Source organism: Roseibium sp. JB4-4 (assembly GCF_055693425.1).
On sequence record NZ_CM146333.1, the window covers coordinates 861,862 to 880,188 of the forward strand.

At 54.0% G+C, this 18,327-nt stretch carries 16 protein-coding genes and 1 pseudogene; 8 read left to right on the plus strand and 9 right to left on the minus strand.

Annotated features, from left to right (window positions below; all coding sequences use genetic code 11):
* Nucleotides 1-77: 77 nt before the first annotated feature.
* Nucleotides 78-740: a TetR/AcrR family transcriptional regulator gene (locus tag ACZ1HV_RS03920; RefSeq protein WP_298814140.1), complete on the plus strand. Its 663-nt coding sequence runs from the start codon at nucleotides 78-80 to the stop codon at nucleotides 738-740.
* Here the strand turns inward: ACZ1HV_RS03920 and ACZ1HV_RS03925 are convergent.
* Both ACZ1HV_RS03925 and ACZ1HV_RS03930 read right to left on the minus strand, forming a co-directional pair.
* Nucleotides 737-1,222, minus strand: a complete 486-nt coding sequence (locus ACZ1HV_RS03925) for an Lrp/AsnC family transcriptional regulator (RefSeq protein ID WP_173006250.1) — start codon at nucleotides 1,220-1,222, stop codon at nucleotides 737-739. The two genes, ACZ1HV_RS03920 and ACZ1HV_RS03925, sit on opposite strands and share 4 nt — an antisense overlap.
* 147 nt (nucleotides 1,223-1,369) lie before the next feature.
* Nucleotides 1,370-2,014, minus strand: coding sequence for a uracil-DNA glycosylase family protein (locus ACZ1HV_RS03930; RefSeq protein WP_298814142.1), 645 nt, complete (start codon nucleotides 2,012-2,014; stop codon nucleotides 1,370-1,372).
* A 132-nt stretch (nucleotides 2,015-2,146) separates the two neighbouring features.
* Here ACZ1HV_RS03930 and ACZ1HV_RS03935 point away from each other — a divergent pair, with 132 nt between their 5' ends.
* Nucleotides 2,147-3,688, plus strand: coding sequence for a sensor histidine kinase (locus ACZ1HV_RS03935; RefSeq protein ID WP_298814144.1), 1,542 nt, complete (start codon nucleotides 2,147-2,149; stop codon nucleotides 3,686-3,688).
* Nucleotides 3,689-3,709: 21 nt separating this feature from the next.
* Here the strand turns inward: ACZ1HV_RS03935 and cobT are convergent, their stop codons facing one another.
* The gene (gene cobT, locus ACZ1HV_RS03940; RefSeq protein WP_298815057.1) at nucleotides 3,710-4,747 is read right to left on the minus strand and encodes a nicotinate-nucleotide--dimethylbenzimidazole phosphoribosyltransferase; all 1,038 of its coding nucleotides are present in this window, start codon (nucleotides 4,745-4,747) and stop codon (nucleotides 3,710-3,712) included.
* Nucleotides 4,748-4,854: 107 nt separating this feature from the next.
* On the opposite strand from cobT, the gene ACZ1HV_RS03945 reads away from it, so the two are divergent.
* From ACZ1HV_RS03945 to ACZ1HV_RS03960, 4 genes are all read left to right on the plus strand, one after another.
* On the plus strand, nucleotides 4,855-5,727 hold the full coding sequence (locus ACZ1HV_RS03945) for an adenosylcobinamide-GDP ribazoletransferase (protein WP_472717379.1): 873 nt from the start codon (nucleotides 4,855-4,857) through the stop codon (nucleotides 5,725-5,727).
* A 26-nt stretch (nucleotides 5,728-5,753) separates the two neighbouring features.
* Nucleotides 5,754-6,947: an alpha/beta hydrolase gene (locus tag ACZ1HV_RS03950; RefSeq protein ID WP_298814148.1), complete on the plus strand. Its 1,194-nt coding sequence runs from the start codon at nucleotides 5,754-5,756 to the stop codon at nucleotides 6,945-6,947.
* A 67-nt stretch (nucleotides 6,948-7,014) separates the two neighbouring features.
* Nucleotides 7,015-7,209: a DUF1289 domain-containing protein gene (locus ACZ1HV_RS03955; protein ID WP_298814150.1), complete on the plus strand. Its 195-nt coding sequence runs from the start codon at nucleotides 7,015-7,017 to the stop codon at nucleotides 7,207-7,209.
* The gene (locus ACZ1HV_RS03960; RefSeq protein WP_298814151.1) at nucleotides 7,209-7,922 is read left to right on the plus strand and encodes a retropepsin-like aspartic protease family protein; all 714 of its coding nucleotides are present in this window, start codon (nucleotides 7,209-7,211) and stop codon (nucleotides 7,920-7,922) included. Before ACZ1HV_RS03955 ends, ACZ1HV_RS03960 begins: the two co-directional genes overlap by 1 nt.
* Before the next feature lie 13 nt (nucleotides 7,923-7,935).
* Here ACZ1HV_RS03960 and dusA read toward each other — a convergent pair whose 3' ends face one another.
* On the minus strand, nucleotides 7,936-8,937 hold the full coding sequence (dusA, locus tag ACZ1HV_RS03965) for a tRNA dihydrouridine(20/20a) synthase DusA (protein WP_472717380.1): 1,002 nt from the start codon (nucleotides 8,935-8,937) through the stop codon (nucleotides 7,936-7,938).
* A gap of 529 nt (nucleotides 8,938-9,466) precedes the next feature.
* Between dusA and ACZ1HV_RS03970 the strand changes: the two genes are divergently transcribed.
* Nucleotides 9,467-10,288 carry an FkbM family methyltransferase gene (locus ACZ1HV_RS03970; RefSeq protein WP_472717381.1) on the plus strand — a complete coding sequence of 274 codons (822 nt, stop codon included), beginning with the start codon at nucleotides 9,467-9,469 and terminating at the stop codon, nucleotides 10,286-10,288.
* A 94-nt stretch (nucleotides 10,289-10,382) separates the two neighbouring features.
* Here the strand turns inward: ACZ1HV_RS03970 and ACZ1HV_RS03975 are convergent.
* The 5 genes and pseudogenes from ACZ1HV_RS03975 to ACZ1HV_RS03995 form a co-directional block, all read right to left on the minus strand.
* A pseudogene (locus ACZ1HV_RS03975) lies at nucleotides 10,383-10,610 on the minus strand (transposase); the annotation flags it as partial.
* Between the two features lie 374 nt (nucleotides 10,611-10,984).
* Complete coding sequence (locus ACZ1HV_RS03980; protein ID WP_472717382.1) at nucleotides 10,985-12,373, minus strand: DUF3179 domain-containing (seleno)protein; 1,389 nt, start codon at nucleotides 12,371-12,373, stop codon at nucleotides 10,985-10,987.
* Nucleotides 12,374-13,123: 750 nt separating this feature from the next.
* The gene (locus tag ACZ1HV_RS03985; RefSeq protein ID WP_472717383.1) at nucleotides 13,124-13,717 is read right to left on the minus strand and encodes a hypothetical protein; all 594 of its coding nucleotides are present in this window, start codon (nucleotides 13,715-13,717) and stop codon (nucleotides 13,124-13,126) included.
* Nucleotides 13,718-13,831: 114 nt separating this feature from the next.
* Complete coding sequence (locus tag ACZ1HV_RS03990; RefSeq protein ID WP_472717384.1) at nucleotides 13,832-15,001, minus strand: hypothetical protein; 1,170 nt, start codon at nucleotides 14,999-15,001, stop codon at nucleotides 13,832-13,834.
* 302 nt (nucleotides 15,002-15,303) lie between these two features.
* Nucleotides 15,304-16,995 carry a CAP domain-containing protein gene (locus ACZ1HV_RS03995; RefSeq protein ID WP_472717385.1) on the minus strand — a complete coding sequence of 564 codons (1,692 nt, stop codon included), beginning with the start codon at nucleotides 16,993-16,995 and terminating at the stop codon, nucleotides 15,304-15,306.
* Nucleotides 16,996-17,435: 440 nt separating this feature from the next.
* On the opposite strand from ACZ1HV_RS03995, the gene ACZ1HV_RS04000 reads away from it, so the two are divergent.
* A complete protein-coding gene (locus tag ACZ1HV_RS04000) occupies nucleotides 17,436-18,317 on the plus strand; it encodes a DMT family transporter (RefSeq protein WP_298814199.1) in 882 nt (293 codons plus the stop codon).
* Nucleotides 18,318-18,327: the final 10 nt, after the last annotated feature.

The following is an 18,327-nucleotide window of genomic DNA, read 5'->3' on the forward strand; positions in this document are numbered from 1 at the left end:
CATCTATGTCGTTTTTGAAAACATAGGTGTCAATTTTGTTTGGCAGCGCGATCTATCGCTGCTATCGAGAATGAACGATGGAACATCTGATTGAAAAAACATCCGGCTGGCGCGGCAGCCGGGCGATCTGGATCGACGCTGCCTATCATGCCTTGCTTGAACAGGGGATCGATGGCGTAAAGGTCATGCCTCTTGCTGACCGTTTGAAGCTGTCTCGCACCAGTTTTTACGGTCACTTCTCGGATCGAAATGAATTGCTGGGCGCTTTGATCACGCTTTGGCAATCAAAAAATACCGGCAACTTGATCGAGCGGTCAGAAGCTTATGCCGAAACAATCAACGAAGCCGTTTTCAACGTTTTCGACCTCTGGCTGATGCCGGATCTATTCGATTCACGACTTGAGTTTGCAGTCCGAAATTGGGCTCATGTTGACACAGTCCTGGCCAGGCAGCTTGAAGAGGCCGACAAGATCCGGGTGGGTGCCCTCCAAGTCATGTTTGAGCGGTACGGCTTTGACACTCTTTATGCAAACATTCGGGCCAATACTGTTTATCAGACCCAGATCGGCTACATCTCCATGATGAAGGACAGGCCGTCCGAGCCGTTTCTACCGCGACTTGAACGCATGCCCCATTACGCCGAGATTTTCAGCGGGCAGCACGTAACTGAAGCTGAGTGTTCACGTTTTCTCGCCAGGCACTCAGCCGGGCACCAATCGGTAAGCGCAAATCCGGTCTAGTTGTCCGCGCGGGGCTTTTCAGCAGCAACATATGCCAACGGCAATGCCGTCGTATTCTTGATCTGTTCCATAGCGAATGTCGTCGACACATCCGATATCTCGATTTTGGCAATCAGCTTTTTATAAAAAGCGTCATAGGCTTCAATGTCCGGAACGGCCACACGCAAAAGGTAGTCAACCTGCCCGGCCATCCGGTAGAATTCCACCACCTCCGGAAATTCCTGGATTACATCGGCAAACTTCTTCAGCCAGTCCTCAGAATGCTGGCTCGTCGTTATGGCGACAAACGCAGTTACCTTTGCATTGACCTTCGTCGGATCAAGCAAGGCGACACGGCCTGTGATGACGCCGTCTTCTTCCATCTTCTGAATGCGCCGCCAGCAAGGTGTGGTCGACAATCCGACACGGCGACCGATTTCAGCAACCGGCACAGTGCAGTCCTCCTGCAGGATTGAAAGAATTCGGCGGTCGATACGGTCAATCATTGTTTTTCGTTTCGTCTAACTGTGGCAGGTCGCTCAGATCTTGGTAAATGATTTCAATTCCAAGCCAATCCTCGTAACGGAATTTCAACATGAATGTCAAATGCGCCCCAATTGAGAAAAAATTCGAAAACGCTGTTCAGCCTTCTAGCGGGAAGTCAGGCGTGCGACTTCGCTTCGCAGAACAGGCACCAGATCTTTGTCGAACCACGGGTTTTTCTTGAGCCACGTATTGTTTCGCCAGGACGGATGGGGCAAAGGCAACACTTTGGGCTGATCCTTCCCCGGCATTTCCTCAAGATAGCTGTTCCACCTGGATACGGTTTCGGTAAGCGTTTTTCCACGGCGGCTGCCTAGATGATAGGCCTGTGCGTATTGTCCAATTACCAGAACAAGTTCCAACTGAGGCATCGCCGCAAAAAGCTTATCATGCCAGGTTTTCCGGCACTCGCTGCGCGGCGGTAAATCGCCTCCCTTTGCGTCCAATCCTGGAAAACAGAACCCCATAGGAATAATGGCAAGTCGGTCCGCGTCATAAAACACATCCTCCCCGATCCCCATCCAGTTTCTGAGACGGTCTCCGGAGGGATCCGTGAATGGTCTGCCGCTTTTGTGAACCCTGGTTCCAGGTGCCTGACCACAAATACACAGCCTTGCAGAGGACGACACTTGAAGGACCGGACGCGGCGCGTGTGGCAGCGCAGATTTCTCTGGATTTTCAATGCATATACGGCATGCACGAATGTCAGCTGCAATGGACTTCAAGCTTTCAGAAATCTTCTTTTCAGACAATGAGTTGCACCTTGGCACAGCCGGTTAACACTTCTCTTACCACGCTCCTGAGGACGATCTTAAGGAATGGTGAGTCACTTTCAATAAACACGCAGTATCCAAATAACCAAATCAAAACCGTGCGGGCGGCAAATGGGCATCCTTGCGCCAGAAACAGGCGACGAAAAAGTCGCCATCAACCAGCAGCGGGCAAAACGCCGCCGCGAGCTGGCACGCACGATGAACAATGTGCGCAGCAAACTGGGCACACCAACCGGTCTGCACACAACTTTCGATCTTGAGCGGCAGCATCTTTTTGCCGATACCCGTATCAATGCCGCTTATGCGGTTCCGTTACTGGCACTCATTGTTGCCGCCATATCGGTTCTTTGGGTCGAACCTGTTTCGATTGGCGCATGGTTCGCAGTTGTCCTGTGCACCCATCTTTTGATGGTCGTAACCAGCCATTCATATGAAAGAGCACCGTCGGACCAGAAAGTACGGTCCATCTGGCGTCTCCGTTTCACCATCGGTGAACTCATTTATGGCTGCAGCTGGGCCCTGTTTTTCATATTGCCGCTGAAGAACGGTGCCGGCGAAGGTTTTGTCATTTTTCAGTTTGCGGCCCTTTTGATCGTTGTGGCCATGAACACGATGCAGGCCGCTACGCTGCCCAAGTGTCTGTTGGTCAGCACCATGCCAATCACGCTGGTGGTCACGATCAGCTTTCTGCAAAAAGTCGATCCGATCCACTATACGCTGGCTGCGATGGCGATCGGCGCTCAAGGGTTCTTTCTGATCCTCGGCAACCAGCTCCTGAAGAACGCCAATACAATGCTGGAATACCGCGCAGACAAGGATCATCTGATTGCGGAACTTGAAACAGCAAACGCAATGTCGGACGAAGCGCGGCGCCGAGCCGAGGCGGCCAACATGGCCAAGTCACGTTTCCTGGCAACGATGAGCCATGAGCTGCGCACACCGCTCAATGCGATCCTCGGATTTTCTGAAATCATGAAGGATGAAGTGTTGGGCGAGATGCACAACAAGACCTATCGGTCCTATTCAGAGGATATTCACGGGTCCGGTCAGCACCTACTCAACCTGATCAATGAAATTCTGGATCTGTCGCGCATCGAGGCCGGACGGCACGAATTGCACGAGGCTCCTTTGTTGCTCGATGATGTCGTTGAAGAATGCGGCACCATGATGAAGGTGCGGGCCAAAGCGAAATCGATCTCGATCTACCATGCACACGAACCAAACCTGCCAACTGTGTGGGCGGACGAACGTGCCTTGCGCCAGGTGGTTCTGAATCTATTGTCCAACGCCTTGAAGTTTACGCCGGTTGGCGGCGAGGTCAGGATTGTGGTCGGGCCGACTGCAGAAGGCGGCCAGTACGTTTCCATCAAGGACAGCGGCCCCGGTATTCCCGAAGATGAAATCCCCACTGTTCTGGAAGCATTCGGCCAAGGGTCTCATGCAATCAAGAGCGCGGAACCCGGTACAGGCCTGGGACTGTCGATCGTACAAGCTCTTATCGGCATGCATGACGGCAATTTTTCACTGAAATCGAGCCCTGGCAATGGCACCGAGGTGACAGTTACGCTGCCCCGCACACGTATCATGAACTATTCGCCGGAAGTGCAGTGGGGCCCTGGGAACAACAAGGACATTGGCGCCAAATCGGCCTGATCGATGCCGCACTCAAGCGTTTCAGATTTCCTCGTCGTCTGATTTTTCCGAAACGCCTGCATCCGCGAAAGTCGCCATGCCGGAATGCATTTCAGCAGCTGCCTTTGCAATACCTGCAGCCAGCGCTGCACCCGATCCTTCACCAAGCCGCATTCCAAAATCGAACAAGGCTTCCTTGCCCATATGCTCAAGGGTTTTGGCATGTGCCTGTTCTGCGGAAAGATGGGCGAACAGGCAATGGTCAAGCCCATCCGGGTCCATTGCATAAACAACGGCTGCTGCGGCAGTCGTGACAAATCCATCGACAATGACGGGAACCCTTTGCAATCGCGCAGCAATGATCAGCCCGGCCATCGCCGCAATCTCACGCCCACCAACCTTGCGCAGGACCTCCAACGGATCCCTTTCACCACCAAGGCGGGCAACGGCTTTCTCAACTGCGTCACGCTTGCGTTTCAGACCTTCGTCATCGACACCAGTGCCACGTCCGATCCAATCCTCTGCCTTGCCGCCAAAAAGACCATTGATGACCGCGGCAGCAACCGTCGTGTTGCCGATCCCCATTTCGCCAAGACAAATCAGGTCGATACCACCGGCCAGCGCTTCCATGCCGTAGGCCATAGTGGCTGCGCAATTGGCTTCATCGAGGGCATCTTCCTGCGTGATGCTGGGTGTTGGCATGTCGACAGCAAGGTCAAACACCTTCAATCCGACATCATACGCACGGCAGATCTGATTGATCGCGGCACCACCTGCTGCGAAGTTTTCGACCATTTGCCGGTTGACCGCGCTTGGAAACGCAGAAACGCCTTCATCTGCTACGCCATGCGCTGTTGCGAAGATCGCAACAAGTGGCCGCGTGACCTTGGGCGGCGCATTGCCGGACCACGCTGCCAGCCACTCTGCAATCTCTTCCAGCTGACCGAGCGAACCGGCGGGTTTAGTCAATTGCGCGTCCCGCTCCTTCACCTTGCGAACCGCTTCATCATCCGGCCCGGGCATGGATTTTACCAGGTTGCGGATGTCGTCAAAAGGAAGCGCGGTCTCGGAAAGGGACATGGATTTCAGGTTCCGGTTCTTCGGCCGGTACATGCCAGCCACTTGGTCTCGCTAAGGCGCTGATCTATAACGGCGCACACGCAAAACTCAAGCACAGGACCGGCCTGATGAGCCCTGAAACCGACCAACCTGCTGATTCAGGTGCAAAAACCGGAACCGACAAAACCTGGGATCAATTCAATCGGCTCAGAAGAAGTTTCCTGGCACTGATAGCCGACACTGCAGCCTGTGTTCGATTCTTCTCTCGTCTGCCCCTGGAAAAAGTCAACGTTCAAGACGATCCGGCTGCTGTACCGGACTTTGAAAAGATCAGCCGGGCCGCCCCCATTGCCGGTGTGGCCGTTGCCTTGCCGGCCGCCGGACTTGGCATGCTTCTGGGCTATACAGCTCTTCCGGTTCTTGCCATTGCGGCGCTGATTGCCACCATGCTGGCTGTCACAACAGGTGCCCTTCATGAAGACGGTCTCAGCGATGTTGCAGACGGTTTCTTTGGCGGCTCAACCCGCCAAAAACGGCTGGATATCATGAAGGACAGCCGCATCGGAGCCTTCGGGGCTTTGGCACTGGTACTATCAGTGATCTTGAGGATTGCGCTCCTTGCCGCTCTTTGGCAGCGTTTCGATCCGGCCGATGCTGCCCTGCTTTTCCTTGGTGGAGAAGCGGCCAGTCGCGCCTTTATTGTCTGGCAGTGGCAGCAACGCCCCCTCGCCCGCCCAGACGGCCTGGCGGCCCGGTTCGGAAAACCTGACAAAAACTGCGTCCGACAGGCGTTTTTGTTCACGGCTCCGTTCCTCCTGCCTGCAGTCTTCCTGCTCACGTTGCCGGGATTACTGCTTGCCTGCCTGATACCGGCAGCCCTGGCATTTGGCATCGGACACCTCGCCAACCAAAAGATTGGTGGTGTATCAGGCGATGTTCTGGGCGCAATTCAGCAAATTTGCGCACTTGGTTTTTTGCTTGGGATGCTTATGGTGCCCTGAGTTACCGAGTAAAGGCTGCCAAACAGATGACCGCCACTTTCCCGCGCGATCCGTTCTTCAAGCACCAGGCAGCATGCCTCAGGGCTTTCACGATTGTTTTTTTGTGTCTCGGTCTTGCTGCCTGCGGCGAGCGACCTGACCTTGGCGCCCTGGCGTTGAACGACGCACCGGCCCCGGGAGCGCGGGTCACCGACATCATGATTGTCACGACACGTGACAAGGATGCGACCCCCGACACCTATTTCGGCGGTGAACGCGGACAGGCCATCGGCTATGCGGAAGCGTCCATCTCCGTTCCTCCGGACCATGAACCGGGACAAATTGAATGGCCAAACAGTTTCCCGGGGGACCCTGAAAAGAACTTTGTGACACGAAAGGCCGGTTATATCGCCGACAAGGCTTCCTTCACGAACGAGATAAATCGTCGGCTGGCTGCCAAACCGCGCGACGAACGTGAAATATTTGTCTTCATTCACGGCTACAATACCCGCTTTCCCGAAGCCCTTTACCGGTTCACGCAGATCATTCACGATTCAGAGTTTTCAGGCGTTCCGGTTCTCTTCACATGGGCTTCAAGAGGTAAGGTTCAGGACTATGTCTATGACCTGAACAGCGCTGCGATTGCGCGGCAGGCCCTGGAGCAGACGCTTATCCAGCTGTCAAACACACGCGCAGAGAAGATCACAATTCTTGCGCATTCCATGGGCAATTGGCTGTTGATGGAAACGGCGGTGCAGGCATCTCCGAATGACAGGCGCAAAATGACACGCAAGATTGACGAGGTCATACTTGCAGCACCCGATATCGACATCGACCTCTTCAAGGCACAGCTGAAAAAACTCGGCCGCCCACCCAAACCATATATCGTCATTGTTTCTCGTGACGACCGGGCATTGCGCCTGTCACGGGCCATAGCCGGTGGCAAGGAACGTGTTGGTGCTTTTTCCGATGACAAGGAGCTGACCGAGCTTGGTGCCGTCGTCGTGGATCTAACGGAATTGGATGCCCAGGACGGGTCTCATCACTCGAAATTCGCTCAATTGGCTCAGTTTCAACCGCAATTGCGCAAAACTCTCGGGCAATCGAGCTTGACCAGGTCGGTAAACCGGGGAAACGCCGGGACAGTTGGCGATGATCTGGGCAATTTGGTCGGCAACACAATTGCGCTGCCCGTTCGCATCATTGCAGCCCCGTTCAACTATGCAGGCGGTGGAACTTGATGGATCACCGCAATTGAATGAGGCATGACGTCTTGGCAAAGCCATATTCCAGCGCCATATGCGCCACATGAATTCGCCATGTATAAAAATCTGCCAGATCGACCGAAACAGTGGCCTTTGTACGGGATGCTGGCGCTCACTCGACGAAATTGCCGGCTGGTCGAGCTATAGCGCAGAAATCCGATCCCAGATCATGTCCGGGCTGGATAGCCGCAAGGCCGCACACGAAACGCGTGGTGGCGGCATTTCCGGAGCGCGCTGATGGGTGGCCCGAAGCAACTGCGCGGCCTCATCGTCGCCGTCCTGATCGTGGTCGCTGGCATCGCCGTTTTCTACGCCGTATTCGGTGATCCGACGGACCCGGCCAACGCCAACTTCGATGACAGGGGCCCGCGTGTCGTGGCCTTGTCGGCACTGGCGTTTGTTTTCATCGCCAGCTTCATTTTCGGCCAACCGAAGGTGCGGGAAATCATCCAGGGAACACTGTTCTGGGGCGGTCTTTGCGCTCTTCTTGTGATCGGTTACACCTTTCGCACAGATCTTGTGCAGGCGGGCTACCGGGTGCTGGGGGCATTGTCGCCGGGTCTTGCCGTCAGCCAACCTGATGGATCTCTCTTGATTGTGCGTGATGCCGGGGGCCATTTTGTCCTTGATGGCCGTGTCAACGGTACACGGACCAGTTTCCTGCTGGATACTGGCGCCAGCGCAGTTGTTCTGAGCTATCAGGACGCCCTCCGCGCAGGCTTTGAGGATCGGGATCTTTCATTCACAGTCCCGGTTTCAACAGCCAATGGAAGAACTCTGGTCGCGCCCGTGCGGATAGAAAGCCTGACTATCGGCGATCATACCTTGCGCAATGTTCGTGCGTTCGTAGGAAGACAAGGCAATCTTGAAGCAAGCCTTTTTGGAATGACGGCACTGGACCGATTGAGAAGCTGGCGGATCGAAGGCGACCGTCTGATCATGACCCCTTGAACTTGCAGCAACGCTATTCGGCAGCCTCAACGTCATAGTCCGTCGGGCTGACGGCAGCGAGTGCCTTCTCGACAACGTCGAGCCCTGCCCCCGGCTTGATCGCCTCGACCGTCAGAATGCGCCGCCAGGACCGCGCGCCAGGCCGTCCGTGAAAGAGCCCCAACATGTGGCGGGTCATGCGCGCGAGTTTGACGCCCTTGCCGAGCTGGTCTTCAAGATAGGTCATATGCGCCCGCACAGCATCCCAGGGTGAGACATCACCCTCCTGGCTGCCATAGAGCCTGCGGTCGACTTCGCCGAGGAGCTGAGGCGTATGATAGGCAGCGCGCCCGAACATCAGGCCATCAAGATCTTCCAGAAAGGGCTCCGCCTGATCGAGCGATTGCAATCCGCCGTTCAGGCCGATGAACCTGTCCGGCATGCGCTCTTTCAATCGGATAACGCGGTCATAGTCGAGCGGCGGAATGTCCCGGTTTTCCTTGGGACTGAGGCCTTGAAGCCATGCCTTTCGGGCGTGCACCCAGAGTGCATCCGCACCGGCCGCAAAGACTTTGTCGGCCATGTCATCAAGCGCGCTCTCAGTGTCCTGTTCATCAACACCCAGCCGGCACTTGACGGTCACCGGAATATCGACCGCATCTTTCATCGCCGACACGCAACTGGCGACAAGATCCGGCTCCTGCATCAAGCAGGCGCCGAAGCGGCCGGACTGTACCCGGTCGGATGGACAACCGACATTGATATTGACTTCGTCATACCCGAAGTCGGCAACAATTTTCGACGCCTTTGCCATTTCATCCGGATCGGATCCGCCCAGTTGGCAGGCAATTGGGTGTTCAATCTCGGTGAACCCAATCAGGTGTTCCCGATCCCCGTGGATCACCGCACCCGTCGTCACCATTTCGGTATAGAGCAAACCACGCGCTGTCAGCTGCCGGTGAAACGCACGACAGTGCCGATCAGTCCATTCCATCATGGGTGCGACAGCAAACTTATACTCTTGATATTTCGTCATTTGTTCATTTTCTTAAAGCGAATACGCACACCTAAAATTGGACAAAACTGCGCACGTTTACCCCTCTTTGGATCTCTCTGTCCGTACAAAGTGTAAACGCTGGATAGCAAACTTGGCCAACTTTCAAAAGCTTTCATCTGGCAATTGGCAGGCCATAGTTCGTCGCAATGGTGTCTATAATTCAGATGCATATCGACGACGCAAAAATGCCGAACGGTGAGCCTTAGACACCAAGTGTCGCATCGACCGCGGCGAAAGCGTTCTTAGAAAGCATGTCCGCAATGCATCAACCTTCTCAGAACTTACACCTAGTCGTCCCAAGTATCCAAATATGGAGCATGCAATTTGGGTAATGACGAGTATGATTACCACGGCATCTCATTGAAGTTAAAGACATCCTTGGAAACAAATCCTTGCCTAAACGCAAGCCCCAAAACAAAAGAAACAATTCAACCTTTAATTACGTGTAAATCCTTTCTGCATAGTTTGAAGATAGCGATTTAAACGACGTATTTTCAGGTCTTCCCATATGTTGCGTAAAACAAGCTTACCGAGCCTTCTGTTTGATCGTGGGCTGAATAGTCTTGCCGAATTTATGCGCAAACGCGCAGTCCAAAAGCACCGCTTCACTCACATCTGCGTTCCAATGGACGATGTGATCGGCATGCGTCTGTTTAGTACTGGCAGTTTTGAACAGACCCAACTCGACGGTGTTCTGGACTATCTCGATGAGAACCCACCGGAAAAGGATGCCATTTTCCTCGATGTGGGTGGAAATATCGGTGTTTATTCTATTTTGCTGCGCGACTACTTCTCGAAAATCTACACGTTCGAACCCAATCCGGTTACGTATGATATTCTCAACGCCAATATTGTGTTGGCCAATGTTGCCAATGCCAAACCAGTCAACCTCGCCCTTTCCAACCAAAGTGGTGAAGTGCCATTCTATGTTCCTCAAAATGGCAATCTCGGCTGGGCCACCCTCAATGGTGATCACCATACGGTTCCCGTTGATCGAACAACGATCACTTGCATGCAGTTGGATGCATTTGTCGCAGACGAGGGCATCGACCCGCGTCGAATTGGTTTGATCAAGATCGATGTGGAAGGCCACGAGAAAAACGTCATTGATGGAGCAGAAAAAACTCTTGTCAATTCAGGTATTCCGTTGCTGTTTGAGGTATTGAACGATGTCAGCGGAATGCAACTGATCGCAGTTTTGGAAAAGCTGGGTTACCGGCAATTCAACGTGTTCCGGCGCAGTATAAAGTTGCCATTTACTGCAACGGTCGAACGGAAGAAACTGGACCTTTCCCAAACAGCCAAATCAGCTCTCGTCCTGGCGCTCTAGGTGCTTGATCCCCCCTTGTGCCCGAACAGCGGTGCTGTGCGTTGGCTGGCAGGTGATGCGAGCATCACCGAGAGGCGATCATCTAATCAAGGACAGGACCGGCAGCGTGCAACAGCGTATCGAAGACCTGTGTCCAGACTCCTTTCCCGAACCAATGGACAAAGCGATTGTACAAGGATTTCTTTGGTTCAAAGACAACCGGCGCATCGATCCAGCGACCGCTCGACTTCAGGACACGAATGATCCTGCTGATCACTCGCCGATCATCAATACGTGCCTTGCCCCGCGTATCAGTCGGCAAAAGCGGCTGCAACCGTGAAATCTGCTCATCGCTGCGCCAGAATAACCCATTGGACCTCTACAGACTCCTGTTCAGGAATTTGAATCAGATTTCAACTGATTGGCATACCCACTTTAAGGATCCGAAGCCTAGCCTGTCCCCTTAACAGCAGTCCATAATACTTAACTGACATCTCAAGATAATTTATCTACCGAATAATACCATGACTGCTAATTCGATGAGTTGCATGTACCAAGACTTGCGCAGCGCGGAAAGATGCGATCTGAGGTCTATCAGCGATGCAATACTTGGCCACGCCGCCACAAGCATTCCGAAACAGATGGCTAAGTTGTTTGGATTTCAAGCCATGAACCGGGCCTGAATATACAAGCAACAGGTACTGTGTCCTTGATCCGTTACTCCGGCCAAAGCGCCGTGCCGGGATGGAACTGCGACCAGGCGAACCAGAAGGCCTGGTGACTGCCGAGATCGGAGCCATCGGCGTCTTGTGCGCGGATGCCTCCGGCGTCCAGTTTGAGACGCACGTTTTCAAATGCGATTTCTTCTCCGCTTTGAAGCGCGGCCATCGCCTTGCTGCGCTGAAATGCAACCGGTTTGCCTGAAGCAGTCAACGCGCCGATGATGTCCTCATGAACGGGCAAGCGCGGATCAATGTCACCGATGGGGAAAATCGGCCCATTTGCGTCGCGGGTATTGCGGAAATCCGGATCACGGCCGAGGGCATAACGCTCTTTCAGCACTGTGGTCTCGGGATGCTCCTTTTTCCACCGGCCCCAGTCGGTCGTCACCACCGTTGCCTGGTCCAGTTGCAGGTTCTTTTCCGCAAGCGGGCCCGTCACCGCATGACCCAGAAATGTATCAAAGACTGAATAGGTGTTGAGGTCGTACATCACCTTGTTGGACCGGATCAGAAGACCTGAGGTGCGCAGGATCGGACGGTCAATGCCGTCCGGCAAGCGATCGGTGAAGTATGCCTGGGCCGCTCCGCACAAGGTGCAATAGGGAATGCCCAGATCACGGCCGCCGAGTGTGTCGTTGACCATTTCGCGCACTTCCATGATGCGGCGTGGGTAAGCACGGGACTCGCCGTTTACCGTGACTCCGAAAACAATGTCATCGTCCTTGAGCCAGGTTGCCTCTTGAGCACTGATCACTTCCGGGTTGTCGGCCGCCGGTATGCAGTTGCACAGCTCATCGGTTTTGTCGTGTGGCCGATTGTCAATCAGAACACCGCCCCAGGACACCATTCGCCAATCGATATCGCCCTCGATAAAGATCTTGTCCCAGCCCGGGATGACGCTTGTAAAAATCTCGCGCTTGACCTCCAGATACCCGGGAGGTGCAGGAATGTCCCAGGCAATGAGATGATCCGTCAGGACACCCCAGGCGTTTTGTCGGCGCAGATCCTTGCCCAAAAGATCCGAGGCCGCCGTTGAGAGAGCCACATTCAGCTGAGGCGATGTTATGAAACGCATCAGATCGCCAATGATCCAGGCAATGCGCGGGTCCTTCGACGCTGCGATTTCCGACAAGGCAACCACCTGGTCCCTACCCCAGGCTGATTGTGTGACACTGTCGACGAACGCCGATCGGATAGCTTTTTGAAGCTCTTCTGAAAGCGGGCCATCCGGCACCGCCGGGCGTTCGCCATAGGTCTCAATCACATAATCCGGCAGCTTGCCGGCGTCTTGTGCCCGCAAGTCTTCCATACAGAAGAGACACACCAGCACCGCCATGAAGGCTGCGAGTTTCAAACGGGACCGAAAGCTGATCGCCACTGCCATTCTGTCGCCTTTCCCAAGTTACCCACGCCTACAGCGCAACCGCATGCGATGGATCGTTCAACTCTTGAAACACGGTAGAGCTCTGTTGCAGTGACCTGCCAATCACAAACACATTAGGGAGCTGTGAGCTTCAACCGTTCTTCAGGCCTTGTGTTTGACTTCGTTGGAGTTTCAGCGGCCTGATCAAACCGAAGTGATTGGTGGCTGAAGTTTCTTGCGGCTATTCAGTTTCCATGCGCACGGCTCTTCTGATCGCTTTACTGACAATGCTTGTGTTGCCCGCTGGTGCTGGGGAACACGGAAGCTTTTCGGGACCTGGGGAACTGCAAAACAATGCGCGCGTGTGCCGCTAAAGCCTGGTGGAACCGTGCTCTCAGAGCCCTTTGAGATCGGATCTGAGTGGCTCAGGCAGGGCCAGTTGTGGTGCATGCTCAGCTGGGGGCCGGTTGAAAGGCGTGAAAATGGGCTCTTTTCAGCTGCCCATGCGCGTTGCGGAGAAGACAGCGTTCGACAATATTTTCTGGGCTTGAAACTGGATAAGGACGAACTCACACTCCGGTGGGATTTTCCGGTAAAAAATGGTCCATTGAACCGCTGCCCGGCGCCAAATTAAACAGGGTCTTTTCGCTAAGAGAAACGATGACTTGGCGAGCTCACCGCAGGCAGGCTTTCGTTGCTGGACCGGAACTCATATCCATCAAAGACAGGAGGAACGTCATACGTTCCCCTGGCAACAATTCGAAACACCAACTAATCCGTTAAACGCTCCAATGTGATTGAGTTTTCTACACGCAACCCGATGTCTTTCCTGATACTTTCAGAGATCACGTCGCAATCCTCGACGCCTCTGCCATATGAGATGACGACTTCTGCGTTTCCATCATCAGACGTTATCAAGTGTTGTGTCAGCAGGAACGGTAGCCGGAGGTCAAAGCCATTGTCTTTGACAAAATTCGCTTCCGGATTGTCAGCCAATGCCGCTTCCGCTTCTGCGGGAACGCACTGCTCCCTGATTGAAACTGCAACACCATCCATCTTCACCTGATCGAGATGCCCGTAGTCCAGGATGCCGGTTGGCTCCTCGAGCGTTTCAGCGTGGATCAGGACAATGTCCGAACCCTTTGAAAAGGCTGCAAAGGAAACCTTGAACATCCGTCCATTGCTCTCCTGGCGATGATGTAATTCCCCAAGCGGTTCAAAGCTTTCGATGATGCTGACCCGATAGGCTGCCTGATGTGTCGTCGTTACGGTATTGGAGTTGCGATCAATATAGTCGTGGAATGCAGCACTTGGCTGGGTTGAGAAGAAAAAGACGGCAAGGAGTGTCATCCCTCTTGGCAGCATGATTGTTCTCCGATTGCGACTGGGCTTATCATGACAGACAGATCTATTTCCTTGGCCTCACCTCTTGCAGCAACGATGTCCTCAAAGGCACCGAAGAATAGTCTACCAAGCGTCTCAGGCTGCGAGCGCTTCCAGAACTTTGACGTAGCTGTTAGCAAAGGCATGTGCAGTTTCACGCGTCTGCAAAGGTTCCGAGTAGCCGAAGGACAAACATACCCCGGCAGCCGTCGAGACAATGGCAACCAGCACTGGATGAATGCCATGGTTCTGCGATGGCATTAACAGAAGTTCGGAATAGCCCACCGCACGACTGGAAAGCTGTTCAAGGTCGCCCACATCGGTGACGCAAATCCCGCCAACAAAGGCATTGTTTGCTGCCGACATCTGGTCGACCGTTGCCAGAGTGACGGCAAGAGGCACTTCTGCATCCATCAACAGGGACGGTAGACGATGCTCCGTGAACTGGGTCTGCAGTGCACGAGCAATCTCAAGTGTATCTGCTTCACGATATTCCGGTCCCAGGAGCAGATTGATACCGGCTACATATTCCCCGACTGCATCATGCGAAATGGCCGGGAGGCTATCGTCGCGAACGTCCGTTGGGGCAACGATGCCGGTCCAACCCGTCCCCCCAGGCAAAACCGACGCCGCCTTGACTGCAGCTGCGCCAAAAGCCGAAGCAAGATGCAACCCGTTTTGTTTCAAGCGGGCATGAAGTGCACCCAAGGTCCTAGGTTCCAGGACACGTAAAAAGCCATGCGGTATGCGTCGACTGCTGACGGCGGGCTGGTTGACGGGCCAATTGGTTTCTTTCGGCCAGGACGAGAGTATGGACCGATCCCCGGAAAAACCTCTCGCGGCCAGTCCTTTCTCCACGGGCGCAGTCATCGGCAACGTTGCCGATTGCCAGGTTTCCGGTTCGTTCAGCAAGCGATCAAGGTCATTGAGAATGACCAGCGCCGAGCGTCCATCGATCCCCCCGTGATTGGTCACCAAAGCAATCCAGATAACCTCATCGCTTTGACCGGTCACCAGATAGGCACGCCAGGAAACGGTTGAAATGTCCAGGACCGGTTTGGCAATTTCGGAATAGAACGCTTCGACGTCAAACGCTTCTCCTGCGGTGTGGACCGCGATTTCGATTTGTTCAAATGGAACATCCACAACCCAGTCGCGGGAAGCTTTCCCCTCTATTCGAGCACGCATCATGGGGTGACGGTTGTGGATCCGTTTCAGCGCCGATCGAAGCTCCGAAACTGTTGGAGAGACGCCAAACTTCGCCATCGCTACCAGCTGTATTCCGCAATTGCTTCGACGTATCAGTTCAGAAAATAGTGTTTCTTGAGGTCCGAGGGATCGTTTCAATGGATACACCTAGTGTTGCAGGTCTCCACTGAAAGTTAGGTTGTGCTGACCGCTTTCACAATATCGCAGTCAGGTTCATTGCACGCTTGCAGGCCTTCACCAAACGCTCAAGTGGATTTGGCAAGTGGCAGAATTAAAGTCTAGCCTGATGCGCGTTTTTTCAGTCCTGGAACATCTGATGTGACAGAACCCGCTCCCCTAGGAGCGAGTTCTGAAGAAGGTCAGACGATCGCAAAATCGTCAGGTTGCAGAACAGTGCCGTCGGCAAAGACGAACTGCTCGAGATCCGCGCCTGCGTCATTGATGGTGATTTCGCCGGGGCTGCTGTCCCATGACAGGACCATGTTGTTGTCGCTGTCACGCGAAGCTTCGATGTCGGAGCGGTTGAGATCTTTGAAGACCAGCTTGTCCGCGCCATTTCCCGCCATTTCGATGATCTCCATTTTTCCGCCCTTGGATGTGACGACATATGTGTCGTTTCCTGAACCACCCATAAGCTTTTGCAAGCCCCCTGAGGACGCTCCAGGCTCCAATGTGTCGTTGCCCGAGCCACCGTTGAGCGTGTCGTTTCCGGCATTGCCCTTGAGAATATCGTTGCCGCCGCCACCATTCAGGAAATAGGCAACCTTGGCATCATCCCCGACAACGCGGTCATCCTTGTCTGCGCCCTGAAATCTCTCAAATCCGTATTTGGAGAGCGCTGCGGTGTTGAATTTCGATCCGGTCTCCACAACAAGCGTGTCAATTCCAGCGCCACCAATGTCTTTCGGCGCGCCATTGTCCCAGAACTTGTCGCCGCTGCCATAGTAGATGATGTCATTTCCGGCACCACCGGCAACATCGTCACGGCCTGCACCACCCCTGATGTAGTCATTGCCGGAATTTCCGCGAAGTATGTCGTCTCCAGCACCACCGACAAGCCGATAGTCGACATCACTCTCGTTGCCGATGACGCGATCATTCTTCTCTGCGCCAACGAACCTTTCAAAACCATACCAGGACAGGCCCGAAGTGTTGAAGACCGAGCCCTTGTTGACGATCAGCGTGTCGATGCCTGTACCGCCGATGTCCTTTGGAACGCCATTCGTCCAAAAGTCGTCGCCGTTTGAATAGTAGATCGTGTCGTTGCCGTTGGTTCCGACCGGCGGAGGAGTTGTGCCACCGCCTTCAGAGCCATCCTTTACGTCCAGTTTGACGTTCTTGCCCGAAACCGAGACCGTTTTTTCAATTGTTCCATCAATGCCGGTACCGGTAAATTTGGCCGTGTAGGAACCATCTGCCAGCGCAATACTGTATCCGCCGCCGGGATCAGTCGCTCGCGAGGCAACAGTCGCGCCAGAGGAATTGACGATCGTGACTGTAACGGAACCGAGCCCCTCACCCAGATCGTAGGACTTGTCGCTGTCAGCGTCGTCAAAGACAACGCCCGTCACGTAGTTTTTCTCTGTCCCTGCAAAGTTTTGCGTGGCGTAGCTTGTAGAATGGTCTGGCGAGTTCGGGTGGCCACCAATGGCATCACCAACGCCCAGCACTGAATAATTCGCGCTGAGAATGTTGGCTCTGTGGCCGGATGAATTCATCCAGCCTTCATGCATGTCTTCAATGATCTTCTGAGGCACATACTCGCCGGATATTGGCTTGGACTGGTTAAAGGGGTTATAGGCGATGTTTTCGCCCATTGGGTACTCCGTCCAACCCTCTGCCTTCATTCTGTCCCAGGGCTCTGACCCACCAGCGCCCGTATGATCGAGAACGCGGCCGGATGCCATCCAGTCGGAGTGTTTTTGCGCTGCCGAATTGAGCTGTGCTTCGGATGCAAGTGGCTCGAGGCCAGCTGCCAGTCGTTCCTTGTTCACGAGTTCCAAAATAAGCTGTTCGCTTGAACTCAATTTGTTCACCGGATTGTCGGCCATGATCTACCCTTTCCCATTTCACATAACGGGCCGCAGGCTCATGGCGAAATCTGGCAAAAGAACCGCAGGATTACGGAAGCTTTGGGCAATGCTGTGTCAGAAAAAAATCTCGCTCAGCGTGTACCTTGTGTTGTCAACGAAGGCTTGGGAGTGAGTTGGATTGACTGGCAGAGTTCTGCCTTTCAAAGATGTCCCGCTTTCGACAGTCAGATAAAAATATAACATGAAAACCGTTCAAACCAGCAATGAGATAAAACAGGTTGCATGGATCAAAGAAGTTCGATTTTTCTACTAATTCCCAATTATTTACAGGTTTCTTGCTGAATAGAAACAGGTCCGCTGTCTTCTCTGCTTATGATGAACAGACGCTTCAGGTGCAAAGTGGCCTTGTTGAGGTTCGTTGGGGGTGATTAGTTGCCTACTCAGTCTGAGGACAGCCCATGTCAACGGTCACAACACACTCCCAATCGCAGGTCACCACCGGCATCTTGATGATGAGCGTCGGGGTTGCAAGCCTTTGTGTCAGCGACGCAATCGCGAAGGCTCTCACGGCAGACTATTCCCCTATCCAGATCATTTTTATCCGGAATTTCATTGCACTTCCCTTCGCAACGCTCATCGCTTTGCGGCTGGGCGGCCGCTCCGCGCTCGTGTCTCACCGACCGATTGCTCATCTGTTGCGTGGTGTGCTCTGGCTTCTTGCCGCCGGGCTCTTTTTTACCAGTTTCATTTACCTTGGCCTTGCGGAAGCGACGACACTCATATTTGCAATGCCGGTATTTGTGACCGCTATTTCCGCATTGCTGCTCAAGGAGCAAGTTGGATGGCGCCGATGGTCAGCGGTTCTTGCCGGTTTTTTTGGGGTCCTGGTCGTCATCAGGCCGGGTTTCGGAACATTTCAAATGGCCTCGCTGCTGCCGCTCACAACCGCATTCTTCTATGCCTTGCTGATGTTGAGCGCCCGCTGGGTCGATCCGCGCGAAAGCGTCTGGACGCTGATGCTTTATCTGGTCGGTGCCGGTGCGCTGCTGAGTGCACTGCTCCTTCCTTTTGTATGGGTGCCTCCGCGTCTTGAGGATATCTGGCTGTTCCTGGGGATCGCTTTGTTCGGCACTGCCGGTATCACTTTGATGACACAAGCATTCCGGTTCGCACCGGCAGCGGTTGTTGCACCGTTTGACTACACGGCCCTTCTCTGGGCAACGCTGCTTGGATGGTTGCTCTGGGAGGAGATACCTGATGTTGCGACCTATGTTGGTGCTGTCATCATCATTGCCAGCGGCATCTATATCGTCTTGCGCGAGCGGCAAGCGGAAGCATAACCTGAACTGT